Annotated in this window: 13 protein-coding genes; 5 read left to right on the forward strand and 8 right to left on the reverse strand. The window is 37.0% G+C overall.

Annotated elements, in window-relative coordinates:
* Positions 1–38 precede the first annotated feature (38 nt).
* The 8 genes from N0B48_RS04350 to tssO all read right to left on the reverse strand — a co-directional run bounded on the left by N0B48_RS04350 (position 39) and on the right by tssO (position 10,532).
* Positions 39–671: a toxin-antitoxin system YwqK family antitoxin gene (locus tag N0B48_RS04350; RefSeq protein WP_259837012.1), complete on the reverse strand. Its 633-nt coding sequence runs from the start codon at positions 669–671 to the stop codon at positions 39–41.
* Entirely contained in the window at positions 652–2,721 is a 2,070-nt protein-coding gene (locus N0B48_RS04355) for a zinc metalloprotease (protein WP_259837015.1), read from the reverse strand. The genes N0B48_RS04350 and N0B48_RS04355 overlap by 20 nt, the downstream gene beginning before the upstream one ends.
* Positions 2,722–2,733: 12 nt before the next feature.
* Positions 2,734–4,674 carry a type VI secretion system Vgr family protein gene (locus N0B48_RS04360; RefSeq protein WP_259837016.1) on the reverse strand — a complete coding sequence of 647 codons (1,941 nt, stop codon included), beginning with the start codon at positions 4,672–4,674 and terminating at the stop codon, positions 2,734–2,736.
* 168 nt (positions 4,675–4,842) lie between these two features.
* On the reverse strand, positions 4,843–5,247 hold the full coding sequence (gene tssD / locus N0B48_RS04365) for a type VI secretion system tube protein TssD (protein ID WP_259837018.1): 405 nt from the start codon (positions 5,245–5,247) through the stop codon (positions 4,843–4,845).
* A gap of 803 nt (positions 5,248–6,050) precedes the next feature.
* Entirely contained in the window at positions 6,051–8,450 is a 2,400-nt protein-coding gene (gene tssR, locus N0B48_RS04370) for a type VI secretion system protein TssR domain-containing protein (RefSeq protein WP_259837019.1), read from the reverse strand.
* A 45-nt stretch (positions 8,451–8,495) separates the two neighbouring features.
* Positions 8,496–9,404: a PKD domain-containing protein gene (locus N0B48_RS04375; protein WP_259837021.1), complete on the reverse strand. Its 909-nt coding sequence runs from the start codon at positions 9,402–9,404 to the stop codon at positions 8,496–8,498.
* A 49-nt stretch (positions 9,405–9,453) separates the two neighbouring features.
* The gene (locus tag N0B48_RS04380; protein WP_259837023.1) at positions 9,454–9,978 is read right to left on the reverse strand and encodes a type VI secretion system transmembrane protein TssO; all 525 of its coding nucleotides are present in this window, start codon (positions 9,976–9,978) and stop codon (positions 9,454–9,456) included.
* A 20-nt stretch (positions 9,979–9,998) separates the two neighbouring features.
* A complete protein-coding gene (gene tssO, locus N0B48_RS04385) occupies positions 9,999–10,532 on the reverse strand; it encodes a type VI secretion system TssO (RefSeq protein WP_259837025.1) in 534 nt (177 codons plus the stop codon).
* Positions 10,533–10,712: 180 nt separating this feature from the next.
* On the opposite strand from tssO, the gene N0B48_RS04390 reads away from it, so the two are divergent.
* The 5 genes from N0B48_RS04390 (at position 10,713) to N0B48_RS04410 (ending at position 14,750) form a co-directional block, all read left to right on the forward strand.
* Entirely contained in the window at positions 10,713–11,384 is a 672-nt protein-coding gene (locus N0B48_RS04390) for a LuxR C-terminal-related transcriptional regulator (protein ID WP_259837026.1), read from the forward strand.
* A gap of 138 nt (positions 11,385–11,522) precedes the next feature.
* The gene (locus tag N0B48_RS04395) at positions 11,523–11,813 is read left to right on the forward strand and encodes an HU family DNA-binding protein (protein WP_002984212.1); all 291 of its coding nucleotides are present in this window, start codon (positions 11,523–11,525) and stop codon (positions 11,811–11,813) included.
* A gap of 366 nt (positions 11,814–12,179) precedes the next feature.
* On the forward strand, positions 12,180–13,739 hold the full coding sequence (locus N0B48_RS04400) for an Rne/Rng family ribonuclease (RefSeq protein WP_259837027.1): 1,560 nt from the start codon (positions 12,180–12,182) through the stop codon (positions 13,737–13,739).
* Positions 13,740–13,805: 66 nt separating this feature from the next.
* Positions 13,806–14,237: a hypothetical protein gene (locus tag N0B48_RS04405; RefSeq protein ID WP_259837028.1), complete on the forward strand. Its 432-nt coding sequence runs from the start codon at positions 13,806–13,808 to the stop codon at positions 14,235–14,237.
* A gap of 42 nt (positions 14,238–14,279) precedes the next feature.
* Positions 14,280–14,750, forward strand: coding sequence for an OsmC family protein (locus N0B48_RS04410; RefSeq protein ID WP_259837029.1), 471 nt, complete (start codon positions 14,280–14,282; stop codon positions 14,748–14,750).
* The last annotated feature ends 218 nt before the right edge of the window (positions 14,751–14,968 follow it).

The following is a 14,968-nucleotide window of genomic DNA, read 5'->3' on the forward strand; positions in this document are numbered from 1 at the left end:
TGTTTTGGGATGATTAATAATTCAATTTTAAATTCAAATTAATCACTTGGAACACTATTCGGGCGATATGGAAAACCAGGTAGACCTTCACTGTAAATCAAAGAATCTTTTTTATAGAGTCTTTTTCCTATAATCTTTCCATTGTAGTCATGTAATTTTAAAGTATCCGTAAAATATCCATTTTTAGTGTAAATTTCAAAATATAATTGTCCATTAGGATGAAATTCCTTCCAAAGCCCGGTTCCTTTATCGAAAGTGGTTTCATAAATAACCGTTCCCTTATCGTTAAAATACTTGTAAGGTCCTTCTCTCAAACCATTCTTAAAATATTCCTCCCGCCATATTTTCCCTTGGGCAAAAACATTTCCATCTTTATCGAAATCCGCATGACCACTTAACCATTTTCCTTCTTTAGAATTATCAATTCCTGTTTTTCCAAACCTAACACTTCCTTCAACAAATCGCTCTTCTACTAAACCTGTTCCGAAGCCATTGTTTTCTATTTTAATTTTCGGTGGAAAATCGGAGTCATATCTATAGTTTCGATCAATTAAAACCTGAACGGAACCTTTTAGCAAAGGGAGAGTTTTGTTTTGCTTATTGGTTTTACACGAAATTAAAAACAATATCGTAAAAAGTATAATTATAGTCTTAATAGTTTTGTAAATCATCTCGCATTGTTTTTATTTGATTATGAAGATAAACAATTCTAGTATTATCATAGTCCAGGATATTTTTGGTTGTTCCTTTTATAAACATCAAATAGTTGGAATGTATTTGGTGAATAACTGAGTAATAATAGCTTTTGGTTTCTTGTAAAATTACAGTATAATCGGTTCCTTTTAAATTCATCTTGTACTTATGCACTTGAATTTTATCTGATAAAATTGTATTTAACTCCTGTACTACCTTCCTGTTTTCATTTATGTATGCCGTATTTTTACTAATCTCATTTCTACAAATAGACAAATATTGATCTTTTGTCTGCGCGTTTGCACCTTTTCCTGCCACTATAACCGATCCAGGCTGCTCTCTATATTTTGTTTCAATGTTTGTCTTCAAAGTTGTAATTTCAGTAACTTTAGACTGAAAATAAGTATTTGAATTTCTGATCCTACTGATTATGGTACTTTTCTTAGCCGTAGCCTGCGATGGACTATAAGTTGTATTTGAATCTGTTCTTGATTTTCTTATCCATGTTTCAATGGGAAGAATGCAGTTTTCATTTTTCGAACCATCAGGATTTTTTTCGGCTTGCCCATTTCCTAAAATATTCTCTCTGGCAATTTTATAGGATGCTTTCTCTTTTGTATCAAAGAATAAATGCGGAAGTCCCAACATATGTCCAATTTCATGGGCATAAGTATCCTTCGATCCTGTATTAGTAGAATATACTATTAAGGAATAATGGTTGAGCGGATTGGTTCTGCTATATGCTCCGGTATTATTATCAGAAGATTCAAAATCACTTAAAATAATCAGCCCCCCTGCATAAGTTTTACTCTTTCCTTTTAATTTATTTTTGTATTCTGTAATGGTAACTTCATCCATCTCATTGGCTTTGTCTACCAATCCTAAATCTTTTTGATTGTCAACGATAACATCAGTAGAAACAGGTACTTTCTTGCAGTTTCCTGATGCATCTATGCTTCCTGGTTTGCACGTATTTGTTCCTGGAATTACATCATATTTTTGCTTAACCACATTTCCAAAATATTTCTTATTCGTCCAATCTACCTTATCAAAAGCATAAAAGTAATCATCCAAATCTACTGTTCCAAGACCATCAAACATTGCCTGATTTTCTAGTTCAACTTCAAACCCAGCCTGATTTAAAGAATTTTCATTCAAATATTCTTTTACATTACTATCCTTAAATTTTTGAAACAGTGCCTGTGCCTTTGCTGACGGAGCTCCATCAGCTGAAACCAGTGCTATGACCCTAAACTTTAACTTCAAAACTTTGTTCTCCATCATGATAAAACCTCCTACAGTAATTAATTTTTTTGTTGGATTTTCTTGCTGAATTTTATATTTCTTTTCAGGAGATTCTTTTAAACATTTTATCTTAAGTTCTACAACTTCTTTATTAGAGGAGATTTGCTTTTCAGTTCTGTTACCTGTCTTTACTCCACCAACCAATTCGAAACTGTAAAATTCATCACCTTCTAAATAGATTTTTTCATCCACAAGGCTGCCACTGCCAATGTTTACTTCAAGTGATAAAGAAATTTCTTTAGTAGGGTCCGGCTTTATCAGTACAAAAGGTGTATCGATTCTTCCGTTGGTACATGGCAGAGGGAATTCATTAAATCGGTAACTTTCTTTTATTATTTTCTTAGCTCCCGGCTCATCAGTAATTTTTGCGATAACATCTCCCAAGTCACTTGTGACAAGTGCTTTTCTATAAAAGTACTCTACATTTGAAAAGTCAACATCTTGTATTTTGTTTATTTCTTCCGAAGCCGGATCTACATCTATCCAATCGAAACCGAATTCTCCCTTATAATTTGCAGGATCTTTAATTCGTACTTTAATATAATAATTAACAATATCTGCTGAGGGTGCATTATCCGGATTTCCTGCATAAATAATTTTTGTATCACTATTCTCAATATAACTCGCTGAAGCGCTTTCTACAATACCCGCTTCCGAATAATAACTGAGATGCTCCTCAACGATCTCGTATATCTTTCCTTGTACTATTCTGGTTCTGCTCATAATATTCTATTTTTAATGAACTTTTCCTTTTTCTCCGCTTCTATTATCTATATCATTTTTCGCATGTTTATTGATAGAAGCATTTGTACTGGTCTCAATTCCTTTTTCACTATTTACAATGGTTTTCCCCTTCTTCGTCTCACTGTGTACATCTCCATCAATAATCTCTGTCAGCTTACCCGTAATAAACATACTGGCATCTCCAACGACCGAAGTAAGCTTCATAGCTCCAACGTTTTGTGTATTGTTCAGACCGATACTGCTGGATTTATTCATCCCCACGATCGTATTCATATTCTCTCCCACATTAATATTCATATTCTTACAGTTCAGGGTCATCGTTTCAGGAGCGGTGATCGTAATATTACTTCCTGTGGTATCCAGATGGATCTCGTTGCCGGATTTGTCGGTAATGATGATACTTTCATCTTCTGTAAAAACCACACGGTGACCGCTTCTGGTCTGGATAGATTTCACCCGGTTGTCTACACCGCCGCCCAATCCTATCCCGCCATGGAACATTCCTCCCATCACGAAAGGCCTGTCCGGATGGCTGTGAACAAAATTGACCATTACCTGATCTCCTACTTCAGGAATAGCAACATAACCCCGGTTTTGCGTAATCTGGTCTGTACCGCCTGCATCTGGGCTCATCATTCTTATGAAATGGGTTGTATCATTGGTCTGCCAGTCAAATCTTACCTGCACCCTTCCCTGTCCTTCCGGATCTGTGTTGGAAATTACCGTTGCGATCTGAGGCTCGGCTTTTGGTGAAGTAAAATCAGGTTTCGGCAGATAGCCTGTATCGGAGGCAATGGCTTCAAAGCTTCCGGTATAATGTCCTATCGTATCGATCTCATGTTCTGCTTCCGTGATCATAATTCTGGTAAAATAGGAAGTCTCACTGCTATCAGGTTTTCTCATCTGAATATCAGCAACACATCCCGGATGTAAAAATGGAACACTTGTAGAACCGGATAACGAGAAGACATTTACAGCTTCACTTCCCGAGGTGCTCCTTTGGGAATGCTCGACATCCAGATGGGTTGAGGCTTTTATGGGAGCTGCCTGAAGTGCAGATGTCCTGTATATATTGTCGTTGTGCCCATATGCAGTTTTCGCCAGATCACTGATATGATTCACAGGTGTTGTTCCTGATGTTAGTTTTTCGTTCCGGCTGCTGTTGTAACCATAGAACTCGGGTTTTGTATGAACTGCTTTTAATTCAACTTTAATATCATCGGCATTGCTTCCGTAAAACAGTTTTATAGGCTTATTCTGCGGCGGAAGCTTTCCAAAATGAAGAACTTCACCGTCATAGTAAAACTGTTCGCCATAGGCTTCAGCCATCCTGGCGAGATAATTATAATGCGTCTCATCATACTGGCTGCTGTAGATGATCTGAGAATAATCGTTGGTATCGATCCTGATATCAAAACGACTTTTATCAATGCCCTGTTTGATCACTTCTTGGGCAATGATTCCCATATTGACGGGCTGTCCGCCTCCGAAGCTCTGAACATGCGGAGCACCATCCAGCAAAACAGTAGGACTGTAACCCGACAATACTATATTTCCAAGGCTCATTTTCTCCTGACTGAAAGCTACTTTTGTAATGATTCCCACAAAATTTCTTTCGGGGCTGTTTTCAATATCTTTATATGAAATTACGGCGGTCAGACGTTTTCCCAAAAATTTATTCGCTTCTTCCAGCGTATGTGTCTGGCGGTCACCTAATGCATCATGGGCCAGTATAAGGCTAAACTCATGATGACGCTGAGCGCTTTGTTTTAGTCTGAAATGTTTATAGAATTTAATAATCTTCCCTTCCACCACCAGGGATAGCTTCACCAGCCTGTTGATTCCTGTATGATGATTTTCTGAGATTCCGTCAGCATTTTGAGACGGCCGAAATGAAGAATTTTTCGCAGCATTTTGTGTTTCTGTTTTCATATATCTTTGTGTTTGGATTTATTAAAGATAAAAAAAATATCAATCCGATGTCTACCGGAACAGGATATATTTTTATTGTAAAGATTTCAGATAAAGCACCTTAGGCAAAAAAGACTGCCTTTTAAGGGACAGTCTTTTTCTATGAATGTTGATGTGTAATAGTGTGGCTTAATTAGATGGCCATAATCCGTTAAATTCGGAGTTGCCGTAGTCGATGGTTTCTGCGCTTACTACGAAACTGATCAGCATACTGTTTTCGTCTATTGCATCGAAACTTACCTGGTGACGGATCACATATCCATTTTTCCACTTCAGAGTGATCAGTGTTCCTTCTTCATGAGATTTGTTAAAAGTCACTTCTCCAATGGTAGGTTTGTACTTTCCGTTCAATAAGCTCTCCAGAATGTCAGATTTTTCAGTAGCTTCCACTGTAATTTTAATCAGCGCATTGGAAGGATCTGATGCTACACGTCCTGAAACGTCTGTAGATCTGGATACACTGTAATTCAGTTTCAGTAATTTCTGTCCTTCTCCGCCATTGAATTTTAAGATTCCTCTTGAATTTCCTGCCATGGTAGGTAAATTTTAAACTTAATTAATATTTTGTGATGTGGTGTGATTGTTTAACAAATATAGAACCCTTATTTCTATTCCAAAAGGATTTAAATAGAAATCTCATATTTTGTAGTAATTCTACGATTTCTTGTAGTAATTCTACGACTATAGATTTAAAAACCCTCTCTATAGATTACTGGAAGGGAGTTCACAAGTATCTGTATTTCAGTGAAAACAATGGTATTTTACACTTAATTGAGATATAGGTAGGGTTTGGGAAGCCATAATGTGAAATTTGATGATGTTGAGTTGGACGGGTTAAAAACTTTAGTGTTTAAGAATTTTTGGGTGGTTTGAGTGATGAGTTTTTGGGGCTGGAGGTGCGAGTTTCAGGATCTGGGTTTGGGAGTCGGAGAGTTTGAGGGTTTGAGAGTTTTTGGGTGCGAGATTCCAGGATGCGGGATTCGGGTTGGAGAGTTTTAGAGTTATAGGTTTCCCCATAGATCCAGAAATGTACAATGAATGATAGATATCTGGTGACTTTGGGAGCCTCAGCCACCAGGAGTACTTCATTATTCCAAGCTCTTACAATTCACATTTCACTTGCGAAGCAAAATTCACAATTGGCGTTTTCCAATCCCAACATTAGGACAAAAGTCTCATGTCTCATGTCTGATGTCTGATGTCTGATGTCTGATGTCTGATGTCTGATGTCTGAAATCTAGTGTCTGAATCTTGATTCTTGTCTCCCGGCTCTCACCAAATTCCACAAAAAAAGCAGAAGTAAAAACTTCTGCTTTTGGTATCATCAGATTTAATGATTAATGTTTTGTGTATTCTGGCTCTTCAACAATCTGAGTGGTTGGCATAAAGTATTCATTAAGCCAATAGAATGTCTGTCCGTTCTGCTGGATTTTCACTGCAGGATTGTTTCTGTGGGAAAGCATTCTCTCTGCCAGTAATTTATAATCCTTGAAATACTTTCTTACTGTTTCTTTTAAAACGATTTTAGGTTTTTTCCAACCCTTCAATTTGTATTTCGACATCAATTCTTCTTCAGAATTATCAAACCCCGTACTTAATCCTACTGCATAAGACATTGGTTTTTCATACAGTTCAGATTTATCAAGGAATGTTAAAGTAGGATTATACTTTTTAAGGATCCTGATATACTCTTTAATTGCTTTAGACTGGCTAAAATCAGCTCTTTCAGGTTGCGTTTTAAGATGAACTTCCGTATAGAAATTCTTCAGGTTATCATATTCTGTTTCAGAAATAAGAATCCCTTTTTCGATACTTGGCTTAACATCTTTCAGGTCTTTAGGGATGTATCCTTTTACCAGAAACGGGTTTCCATAGTTGATCAATTGTGCTGCAATTCCTGCAGAAACCGGATTCGTAAGTCCAGGGAACAGATATTTGTATTTCAGATCTACATCTGTTCTTCCAGCTCCTACTGAAGAATGGAAATATTCATTAAGGGACTTATCAATTGTCTGATTATCTAAAGTAACCTGTGCAATAAGACTGTCTACAGATTTTTTAAGGTAGCCCGGCGTTGCAATATCACCTTTCTTAGGGAAAATTACAAATCCCTGAGACATACTTTGTTTTGGATAATCCAGTGAAAAGAATCCTTCATCACCTTCTACAAGGCTGAAATTATTTTTAGTTAGAACATCACTCTGGTTGATGATCTTCTGTTTTTTAAGTTCAGCAATATTTTTCGCGGTGTTGGTCACTACATTTTCAGCCATCAATACAAAATCATTGTAGGTATCAGCTGATCTTGCACTGGTCTGGAACATGATCAGTCTGGCCTGCGCCTGAGTAAGAGAGCTGATCACGCTGTACATATTGCCACTCTGGTTGGCAGAAGTACCTACAGTCACTACAATATTGGTTTCATCCGGAACATTTGAAAGAAGGTTTCCTGCTGAAGAAAGCGCCTCTCCTACCGGCTGGTATCCGCTGTTGCTTGCACAGTTCATTTCATTGGTTCTTTCGGAAATGAATGCTGTAATTTTACTGTAATCTCTGCTTAAATTGGAAACCAGAACGTTTTCTCCGCATGGATTATTCTTATACAAAACAACACCATATTTTACATCATTGAAGTAAGAAGGTTTCTCAAATCTAAGCTGCAGATCCTGAAGCAGGGATTTCACGATAGGTGCATAAGGTGCATTGGGAGCACTTACATCCAGCGCAAAAACGATGTTGATATTTTTATTCCTTTCTGTGATTTCTCTGTAACGGTCGAAATAAATTTCTTCACCCAGAACATTGAAAATGTAATTTTTGCTGTAGTCCAGGATATTGGTAAAATATTTTGTTTTGGAATCCGGTGTCGGAGCTTCATTCAAAGCAAGGCTAACCGGATAAATATTTTCCAAAGGTGTTCTCTTGTGGGTATCCGTAAGAAGGATCGCTGTTCTGCTTTCAGAATCTGCCGCCCCGGGATATCCTTCATGTATTCCTAAAGAAGACTCGGTGACTTTTGTGTCATTTTTCACTTTTATCGCAGAACGCTCACCCCATGCAGAGATCACATTGGAATCTACCCATCCGTAAAGATTCGTACTGATGCTGTCTATATCGATAGAAGGTTTTTTACCTACCAGAAAACGCTTATTGTTTTCCGCCTGTTTGTAAACGTAAACCATCTGTCCGTTCGGAATTTTGGCTTTAGCTGCTTCTATCAGACTTGGTGAGTTGAACACCATGATAGAGTCGTTTTTGTAATATCTTTCTGCGCTTCGTACTACTTCGCTGTTATTCGGAACTACGGCTACCCTTACCGGATATCCTGTCTTTTCGCTTTTTAAAGAATTGTTCCACAGAAGAAGTTCGGATTCCGGAATCCACCCATAGGTTTTAATAGATTTGGACGAAACTTTTTTCATCAAAGCATCCGGAATATATTCCGCTACTTTTACCATTCCGTCTCTATTTTTAAGAACCATTAAAGGCTCCAGGAATTTAACTTCTTTGTAAGACTTTTCGTCACTTTTATCAAGATAGGCCGTATTTCTGGATCTGTCTGAAATGACGATCCATGGAGCTGCTTTTTTCGGGTATCCGTTCACGACCGGAGAATTATCTACCTGTCCGTATTTTGAAGGCTCAGGCGTTCTCTTAGACGGTAGCCTCACTTGACAACTCGTTATTAATACCGATAATCCTATGTAATATGCTGCTAGAGGAAATTTATTTTTCATCCTATTTTATTTTAATGATTGGTGTGTCCGGAAGTCCGGATCCTATTATTTGCTTTGGTTTATGTCAACTTTTGTTACACAGGTCTGCTTGTCGTCCAAGTTAACTTTTACGGTCTGGATCACAACGTTTTTATCAAACTGAAGTCCGGCACAGTACATGTAGAAATTATTGGCTTTGCTGTCGCTTACTTTTACCACTGTATTTTCATTGTTGCACAGATACTTATTCAACAGGTAGTTGTAATGCATATTAAAACTGTTCCCGTTGGCAATCTGCTGAAGGTGGTATTTGAAATCGTCGTCAATCTTTTTGTAAGAATCTTCTACAGGTACCGCCTCCTCTTCTAAAGAATTATAGGCTGGAAGAATTTTGATGTTGTGATAAATAGGCTCTTCGTTTTCCTCTGTATACAATGCCACACGGTAATCGCCCGGTTTTTTGAAGGAATAGAAAGCTACTTTTTCTTTGGAATCTGTATTTCCTGTTTCTCCAAATTTCCATGCAAAACGCGTTGCATCAGAAACAGCACGGAACTGTACATTTTCAAGTTGTCTGGCTTCTGACTGAGCTTCGATCAGCGTAATGCTCTTTATGGTATCTTTTTCTTTCTGAGGTCTTGACGATACCATTACCGGGAAGGTTTTGGTATACTTGCTATCGATAATCAAACTTATCAGATAATACCCCGGTTTGTTGTAAAAGTGGATCCCTGTGCTTTTGTCAGAGGTTGTCCCGTCTCCAAAATTCCATCTTTTGGTTTTGGCGAACTGGGTTTTGTCCTCAAATAACAGCGTATCTCCTACTGATAATGAGGTTGGGTTCACGATTCCTACAATATCATCGGCAGAATGGATAACTTTTTTCTGCAGCCATAGCGCAATGAGGGCTGCAATGAGCAGCGTCGCGATAACACCGATAATAATGTTCTTTTTGTTTTTTTGAAAATAATTCATAGTTAAGTGATTGTGATGTGTTTTATTTCTTTAATGTTTATTCTTCTGGTTATTGAGTTCTTTCCCTCCTGGCATTTTCTCTTTCATTGATATAGGTCTGCTTATTTTTAAAGCCAATTCTACAGTCTTCAACCTCCTTTTCAAATCTGTTTACATCTTCTGTCGTTATAGAAATAATTTTTTTGTCGTCAAAATACATTTTGTAGAATTTCGCGATCTGCGGATATGCATCTTTACGAATATCCACGACATCGTTACCATGAAAATAGCTCGCAATACCATTGATGTCATGAGAGATATTATCCTCCACAAAAGGTTCCGGAGCTTTATCTTTGATTCTGCTGATCCTGATGTAGGCACTGTCCATCACAGGCTGTATGAGCTTCTGCTTGCTTTCGAACGCTTTTTTCTGTTCGATACTCTCTATTCCTCTGACATCTTCGTCTGAAAATGGAGATTCAAATCCTTTTAGAAAGATGACACCCAGAAATATCATAGCGGCTAAAAGCATTAGTATTAAATAAAGAAACTGATAATGCCTTTCTTTTTTGGATAATGTAATATGTCCCTGCATAAGTTTTCTTTTTTTCTAAATTATCTTCCTTTTGGTCCTTCAAAATGCCTCGTAGGATCTTTTTTAAGCTCATTATTAGCTCTTTTCGTTTTCAGTAAACATTCATCAAGATCTCTGAGAACCATCTTTTTATCGTACTCTACCTCCAGAATATTGTTCTTTAAGGTCAGCATTGGCCCTATCTGTTTCATCAGAACTGCATAATGTTTAAAATTATCAGCACTGTCCTTACCTATGACATCTCTTGCATCGGCTACATCATCCATAATGCTGGTTTTAAGAAAGCTTTCACTCTTTACTTTACCTTCATTAAGCTGGCTCATTTTGTTGTAGATATTTTCTACATGTTCCCTAAGTTTATCGCCGCGGCGCATCAGGTCTTTATAAGCTTCTGCTTCTATGGCGATTCTTTCCCGTTGTATACTGTAGCTTTTGAAAAAGAGAAATAAACACAGAAAAGATACTACAGACAGAACGGCAAAGGATAGAATAAACTTCCAAATACCTGCTCTGACGTCAGATTTGTTTAATTTTTTTTCCCTGTTAGAAGACATATATTTGCAATTTGTTTGGCCTGTGAAAGTATAAAAAAAAAATTTTATGTACAATACGTATTTTCCCTAAGGTAATTTCGGGAAAACCCTAATTAACCTAAGTTTAATTTCAACTTTCATAAGTTTTTCCTAAATTAGGCCTCTGAATTTTAAATATCTTATACCAAATCGATATTAAAAGTGAGTAAATTATTATCAAACACAGTAAGGTTTTCTATAGCGGACAGTGACTTCTATTTCAAGAAGATCATGATCAAAACGCTTATGGAAAACCCATTCTATATGCTTCTGAATGACTGTAACAACGGCCATGAGCTTGTGAACAGGATTTACAGGAGACAGGAAGACGTGTTTATCATAGAGCTTTTTATGCCGGTATTAAGCGGAATAGAAGCTATCAAATACATCCGCAAAAACAATGCGGAAACGCCTATCGTTACTTATTCCAGTACCTATCAGGAAGATATGGCTGAGATCCTTTCAAAAATACCCAATGTCTATTACTGCGAGAAAAAGAGTACGCTCATAAAAGATCTCATCAAAGGCAGAATTGCTTCTGATGGCTTCGATTATGAAAAATATTCCAAAGAATGGGAGCAACAGCCACTCGCTGTGCAGAATTATATGGAAAGGCAGAAAAAAGGTCAGGAAGAGCTTAGTCCTACCGAAATCCAGCTGATGAAATTCTGCTACGAAGGCTACAGCAACAAAGAAATTGCAGAAAAACTAAACCTCAGCACACGTACCATTGATACCTATATCAACAGGTTGACAGAAAAACTGGGACTAAAGACAAAGCTGCATCTTATCCGGTTCTGCGTAGAAAACGGCTACTACAATTCCAGCATGTAGAGAGATTTAATGTAATATTAATATTGGGTAAACAAGAAAACTCCAACTCTTTAAACAAAAATATTTTGCCACTAATTTGCTAGTATTCAATTTTTTTAACTAAATTTGCACACCTAAAATTTAAAATTAAAAAAGGAAATGACAAAGGCAGAATTGGTAAACACCATCTCAAATAAGTTGGGAACAGAAAAGAATGAAACACAGAAAGTTGTAGAAGCTTTTATGCAGGAGATCAGGACTTCTATGTATAATGGGGATAACGTTTATCTGAGAGGTTTTGGATCTTTTATCATTAAAACAAGAGCTGCTAAAACAGGAAGAAATATTTCTAAGAACACTGCAATTGAGATTCCTGCTCACAACATTCCTGCTTTCAAACCTTCAAAATCTTTTGTAGAGAAAGTAAAAACTAAAGTCGCAGTAAAATAAAACATTAACTGAATATTAACTAGTTACTAAAAAATTAAAATTATGCCAAGCGGAAAGAAAAGAAAAAGACACAAGGTTGCAACTCACAAGAGAAAGAAAAGAAGAAGAGCAAACAGACATAAGAAAAAATAATCTCTTTTTCTCGAGATTTACAATATAATAATATAGTTGGTGTTTTTAATTATTTAAACTTCACCGACTATATTTTTGTTTGCAACTATAAGATTCCGGGGCAAACATGGGCTTTTGCAGATATTTTTAAAAAGATGGAGCATTTTCATTCAAAATTCTTATATTTAATATTATTTATTTGCTAAAAAATACGCCCGTTCCCTATAATCTTAATAATTTTTATCTTATAACAAAATGAAGAAAGAACTAATAGTTTCGCATGAAGATGATCTTACAAAGATTGCACTGCTGGAAGACGGAAGACTATGTGAACTTCATGAGCAAGAGGACAAAAGCGAATTTATAGTTGGAGATCTGTTTGTAGGAAGAGTAAAAAAACTGGCACCTAACCTGAATGCAGCATTCGTAAATATCGGGTACGATAAGGATGCATTCCTGCATTATCAGGATCTGGGACCACAGTATCTTACATACAGAAAGTTTTTAAAAGATACTATTTCTAAAAAACAGAGCACTTCAAGCTTAAAAAATTTCGAGATACAACCCGAAATAGACAAAAACGGAACCGTAGATAAAGTCATCGCAAAAGACGATCTCGTTCTGCTTCAGATCACCAAAGAACCTATTTCTACAAAAGGTCCCAGGATCTCTACCCAGGTTTCTTTGACAGGCCGTTTTCTGGTCCTGATCCCTTTCGACAACAAAGTTTCCATTTCCAAAAAAATCAGAACCACTGAGGAAAAAGAAAGACTGAAAACCCTTATTGACAGCATCAAGCCGGAAGGTTTTGGAGTCATTATAAGAACGGTAGCGGAAGGAAAAAAAGTAGCAGACCTTCACAATGACATGAATCAGCTGATCCAGAAATGGGAAACTACATTCAAAAACATTCAGAAAAGTAAGGTTCCAGCCAGGGTTTTAAGCGAAGAAGATAAAGCTTCAGCTATTTTAAGGGACAATTTCAACCAGGATTTCGTGAATATCTTCTGTGACGATGAACAGATGGTAGACGAAATGACCAACTACGTAGAGGTCATAGCCCCGGAAAAAAAGAATATTGTTCAGTTTTATAATTCCCACATTCCTCTTCTCGAATATTACAACGTTGAAAAACAACTCAAACAGAGTTTTGGAAAACACGTTAATATTCCAAGTTCAAAAGGTGCGTACCTCGTTATTGAACACACAGAAGCCCTTCACGTCATCGACGTCAACTCCGGAAACAATATCACAACCGGAACCGCCGTAAACAAAGAACACGCTCTGAAAGTGAACAAGATGGCAGCCACCGAAATTGCCAGACAGCTTCGTCTCCGCGATATGGGAGGCATCATTGTAATCGACTTCATCGATATGCAGAATCCCGACCACAGAAGGGATCTCTACGAACACCTGAAAGAAGAAATGAAGCGCGACAAAGCTCGCCACAAAATTCTTCCTCCGAGCAAGTTTGGACTGATTCAGATCACCAGACAAAGAAACCGCCCGGAAAAACAGATTGAAACCAAAGAAGAAAACCCGAACAAAGACGGAGAAATTGTAGCTCCGATCGTGATCGTGGAAAGAATGGGTGAAACTCTCAGAAGCATCCTGCAGAAAGAGAAAGGAAAGATTTTCCTGCATGTACACCCGTTCGTGGAAGCCTACCTTACCAAAGGCATCAAAAGTATCCAGATGAAATGGTTCATTAAATACAAAAAATGGGTAACCATCATCCCAAGGGATTCTTTTAAATATTTAGAATATAAAATTTACAATTCGAAGAAAGAAGAATTGATAGAATTTTCTAATTAAAACAAAATTTAAACCTTCAGCTCTGTGCTGGAGGTTTTTTCGTTAAATTGCTTTTAAAATGAGCCAATGAAACGTTTACTTATACAATCAGTTCCATTAACCGTCATTGCCATGGCACTTTTTACAAAATGGTGGATGGTGATTCCGGTGGATGGTAGCAACACATCCATGTCGGGATTTCCTTTTCCCTTCATTGCTGATGGATGGCACACTTCACTATCTTACCAGATTTTCATCACAGAATTCTTAGCTGACTTTTTCACACAGCTTTTACTGTGGACGCTGATTTTATTTCTAACCCATAAATACCTTTTTGACGTAAAAATTCCAAAAGTTTTAAATAGTATCATCTGGGGACTAGCCATCATTATTTCCGGATTAGCGATTTTTATAGGTTCAATGCCGAACCAGATTATTCAGTTGAAAAGAGACTGGGAAATACAAACTGTCCTGAATTCAGGATATCAGTTCATTTGGGAAGATCAGCCTCGACAATAGAAATCATTTTGCAACAATAAATAACTACAATAATATACAACAATGAGCAAGGAACATCATTACAAGACCATCATTCATTGGACAGGAAACCAGGGAACCGGTACCAGCAGCTATAGAAACTACGAAAGGAGCCATACCATCAATATTGAAAATAAAGCCATTATTGAAGGCTCTTCTGACCCGGCTTTCCGTGGAAACAAAACGAAACACAATCCGGAAGATCTGTTTCTGTCTTCACTTTCGTCCTGTCACATGCTCTGGTATCTTCATTTTTGTTCTGAAGAAGGAATCATTGTGACCGACTACACAGATGAAGCTACAGGAATTATGACAGAAACAGCTGACGGGAGTGGACAATTCACTGTCGTTACCTTACATCCTACAGTTACTGTTACGGAAGAATCAATGATTCAAAAAGCGAAAGAACTGCATCATAAGGCAGGCCAGTTTTGTTTTATTGCCCGGTCGGTGAATTTTCCGGTGAAACATATCCCTACCGTGTTAGTTAAATAATTATTATTTCAGATTCAACACCACCAAAACAACCACCAATACAACATCTTAACTATAATAACTCTAAAATTCAATTTCAAAACTCCACAACAAGAGAATTATTTATCAAATAATCAATAAAATTTCAATTTTACAATCATTTATTATGTAAAAAATTACAATTAATTGTTATTTTTACGTAAAATGTAAAGTTTTTTTTATATTTTTATATAAACAAA

It is taken from the genome of Chryseobacterium herbae, assembly GCF_025154075.1.
GTDB classification, from domain to species: Bacteria; Bacteroidota; Bacteroidia; order Flavobacteriales; family Weeksellaceae; genus Chryseobacterium; species Chryseobacterium herbae.

Bases quoted from the DNA above. Each gene is read 5' to 3' on its own strand.
- N0B48_RS04395 (WP_002984212.1), top strand. From the start codon at position 11,523: ATGACAAAGGCAGAATTGGTAAACACCATCTCAAATAAGTTGGGAACA.
- tssD (WP_259837018.1), bottom strand. From the start codon at position 5,247: ATGGCAGGAAATTCAAGAGGAATCTTAAAATTCAATGGCGGAGAAGGA.
- N0B48_RS04405 (WP_259837028.1), top strand. From the start codon at position 13,806: ATGAAACGTTTACTTATACAATCAGTTCCATTAACCGTCATTGCCATG.
- tssO (WP_259837025.1), bottom strand. From the start codon at position 10,532: ATGTCTTCTAACAGGGAAAAAAAATTAAACAAATCTGACGTCAGAGCA.
- N0B48_RS04380 (WP_259837023.1), bottom strand. From the start codon at position 9,978: ATGCAGGGACATATTACATTATCCAAAAAAGAAAGGCATTATCAGTTT.
- tssR (WP_259837019.1), bottom strand. From the start codon at position 8,450: ATGAAAAATAAATTTCCTCTAGCAGCATATTACATAGGATTATCGGTA.
- N0B48_RS04360 (WP_259837016.1), bottom strand. From the start codon at position 4,674: ATGAAAACAGAAACACAAAATGCTGCGAAAAATTCTTCATTTCGGCCG.
- N0B48_RS04375 (WP_259837021.1), bottom strand. From the start codon at position 9,404: ATGAATTATTTTCAAAAAAACAAAAAGAACATTATTATCGGTGTTATC.
- N0B48_RS04355 (WP_259837015.1), bottom strand. From the start codon at position 2,721: ATGAGCAGAACCAGAATAGTACAAGGAAAGATATACGAGATCGTTGAG.
- N0B48_RS04350 (WP_259837012.1), bottom strand. From the start codon at position 671: ATGATTTACAAAACTATTAAGACTATAATTATACTTTTTACGATATTG.
- N0B48_RS04400 (WP_259837027.1), top strand. From the start codon at position 12,180: ATGAAGAAAGAACTAATAGTTTCGCATGAAGATGATCTTACAAAGATT.
- N0B48_RS04410 (WP_259837029.1), top strand. From the start codon at position 14,280: ATGAGCAAGGAACATCATTACAAGACCATCATTCATTGGACAGGAAAC.